The 2,812-nt window shown below is 67.0% G+C and carries 3 protein-coding genes and 1 pseudogene; 2 read left to right on the forward strand and 2 right to left on the reverse strand.

Annotated features, from left to right (window positions below; all coding sequences use genetic code 11):
* Window positions 1-248 (reverse strand): annotated as a pseudogene (locus KDB67_RS18955) (acyl-CoA dehydrogenase); the annotation flags it as partial.
* A gap of 42 nt (window positions 249-290) precedes the next feature.
* Here KDB67_RS18955 and KDB67_RS18960 point away from each other — a divergent pair.
* A complete protein-coding gene (locus KDB67_RS18960; protein ID WP_291019203.1) occupies window positions 291-1,862 on the forward strand; it encodes a FadD3 family acyl-CoA ligase in 1,572 nt (523 codons plus the stop codon).
* Window positions 1,863-1,899: 37 nt separating this feature from the next.
* On the opposite strand, the gene KDB67_RS18965 is transcribed toward KDB67_RS18960, so the two are convergent.
* Window positions 1,900-2,430 (reverse strand): VOC family protein, encoded by a 531-nt coding sequence (locus KDB67_RS18965; RefSeq protein WP_291019206.1) that lies wholly within the window; start codon window positions 2,428-2,430, stop codon window positions 1,900-1,902.
* Window positions 2,431-2,498: 68 nt separating this feature from the next.
* Between KDB67_RS18965 and KDB67_RS18970 the strand changes: the two genes are divergently transcribed.
* Window positions 2,499-2,812: DUF6597 domain-containing transcriptional factor (locus KDB67_RS18970; RefSeq protein ID WP_366852571.1), on the forward strand; the 314-nt coding region annotated here is incomplete at its 3' end.

Raw genomic sequence — 2,812 nt, forward strand, 5'->3', positions numbered from 1 at the left:
GTCCAGCCGGCGGCGGCCAGGTGCCGGTCCCAGGCGAGGCGTTCGGTGAAGAATTCGTGCTCGCTACCCGGACCGCCGCGGCCGGCCAGCTTGGCGAAGTCGCCGACGAGATTGTCGGCGAGCCAGGCGCGGACCGCCCCGGCGAACACATCGGCGGCATCGGGGGTGTTCTCCGCCCAAGCACCCAGGTCAACCGAGCGATCCGCCAGGTCAACCGCCCCCTGCGCGTCCGTGACACTCGTCGTCATGGGAGCTAGCATAGCCGACCAAGCAAGTGCTAGGTTGGCTGCATGTCGAGTGCCGCCGAACCCACCTCAACCGACTACCCGAGGACCACCCCGGCGGCATTGCGCCGGGCGGCGCGGAATTGGCCGGGCGGCACCGCAATCGTCGACGGTCAGTGGGGTGCGGACGTAGCCCTGAACTGGGCCGAACTCCACGAGGCCGTCCACACCTTTGCCGCCGCCCTGGTCGCCTCAGGCATCGGCGCCGGTGACAGGGTGGCCATCTGGGCACCCAACAGTCATCACTGGCCGGTCGCGGCCCTCGGCACGCACTACGCGGGAGCGGTGCTGGTTCCTCTCAATACCCGGTACACCGCCGGTGAGGCCGTCGAGATCATCGAACGCTCCGCGGCGGCGGCCGTCGTCGTATCCGGCGAGTTCCTCGGCGCCGATCACTGCGGGGAGCTTCTGGACAAGCATCGAGACAGCCTGCCGCAGCATGTTATTCACGTTCCGCTGAGCAAATCCGCGATTCCCGGAGGCGCTGTCGGCTGGACGGAATTCCTGGATCGCGGTACCGACGAATCGGCGGCCGAAGCCGAGCGACGTGCCGATGGGGTGAGCCCCGACGACCTCTCGGACATCATGTTCACCTCGGGTACCACTGGAAAGTCCAAGGGCGTCATGGCAACTCATCGTCAGACCCTCGCCGGATCGCACGCCTGGGGAGCCAACGGCAGACTGAACTCCGACGACCGCTACCTGATGGTCAATCCGTACTTCCACACCTTCGGTTACAAGGCCGGCATTCTGCCCTGCGTGCTGTTCGGTGTCACCATGCTGCCGCTGGCCGTGTACTCCCCCACCGCCGCAATGGAATTGGCATCCCGACGGCGGGCCACCGTGTTCCCGGGTGCCCCCACCGTCTTCCAGACCATCCTCGACGACCCCGACCGCACCGGACACGACCTGAGCTCACTGCGGCTGGTGGTGACCGGAGCGGCGATCGTCCCGGTGGTGCTCATCGACCGGATCGCCGCCGAACTGGGCGTCGACACCGTCATCACCGCGTACGGGCTCACCGAATGCTCCGGGTTCGTCTCCACCTGCACCGCCGACGACGACGCCGTCACCGTCGCCAACACCTGTGGACGCGCATTCGCAGGCATGGAGATCGCGTTGTCGGAACAGGGTGAGGTGCTCGCCCGCGGCGACATGGTGATGGTCGGCTACCTCGACGATCCCGACGCCACCGCAGCCACCATCGACGCCGACGGCTGGCTGCACACCGGCGACATCGGCACCATCGATGAGCGCGGCAACCTCAAGATCACCGACCGGCTCAAGGACATGTACATCTGCGGCGGCTTCAACGTGTACCCCGCCGAGGTGGAACAGGTCCTCGCCCGGATCGACGGCGTCACCGAATCCGCCGTCATCGGCGTGCCTGACGAACGGCTCGGAGAAGTCGGCAAGGCGTTCCTCACCGTCCGTGCGGATGCGGTCGTCGAGGAGGACGCCGTAATCGCCTACTGCCGTGAGCATCTGGCCAACTTCAAGGTGCCACGCTCGGTACGGATCGTCGATACGTTCCCCCGCAACGCGTCGGGCAAGATCCTCAAACGCGAACTGTCGTAGTCGAACAGAACCCCGCGCCGGTTGGTGTGCCGAGTAACTACTGCTGGGTGGCGGCCCAATCGGCTACTCGGCGGGCGGATTCCTCCTCCGACAGGTCCTCGACGCGGGTCATCACCGACCAACGCACACCGAACGGGTCGCGGATGGAGGCGAAGCGGTCGCCGGAGACGAAGGTGGCGGGGGCCTCGCGGACGGTGGCACCGGCCTCGACGGCCTTGGCGACCACCTCATCGACATTCGGCCGGTACAGCCCGAGCGAATAGCAGTCAGCATCAGGCCCGCTCGCTCCGCTCCCGGCGCCCGCGGGCGCGGGGATCAGGCCGTACTCCTCGTTGGGTTCGCCGAGTTGCAGGTGTCCGGTGCCGAAGTCGATGTCGGCGTGCACGATCACGCCGCCGAACTCGGTCTTGTCGATCAGCCTGGCACCGAAGACGTTCTGGTAGAACTCGATTGCCTCGGCCGCTCCCCTGATTGCGATGAACGGGGTCAGGCTGGTCGCGCCGTGCGGTAGGCCATCGGTGGTATGGGCGCCGGTGACGCCGGTGATGTTTTCGTCTGCTTGTGTCATGGCGCAACCGTATTCTGTGGACATATGCGAAGGCTTGAAGATTTGCGACAGATCGCGGGTGAGTATCGGTGACTGATACCGGCGACTCGCGGGGTTTGCTGTATCCGGCGCGCCTGCCGACGTTCCGGCGGGTGCCCGCCCCCGACGACCTCACCGACGTGGTCCGGTGGTTCTGGATCCCGGTCTGGCGGCTGGCACCCGGGCGGACGTCCCGGCAGAATCTACTGCCGTTCCCGGCGTCGAATCTGGTGGTGCAGCACGACGGGACCGTCCTGTCCGGGCCGACGACCAGCGCCTCGTATCGGGACCTGCACGGTCATGGCTGGGCGGTCGGAACGTTGCTGCGACCCGCCGGGCTCGCCGGTATCCACCAGGCCCCCAA

The sequence above is a fragment of the Gordonia sp. (in: high G+C Gram-positive bacteria) genome (genome assembly GCF_020438995.1).
In the GTDB taxonomy this organism is placed as follows: Bacteria; Actinomycetota; Actinomycetes; order Mycobacteriales; family Mycobacteriaceae; genus Gordonia.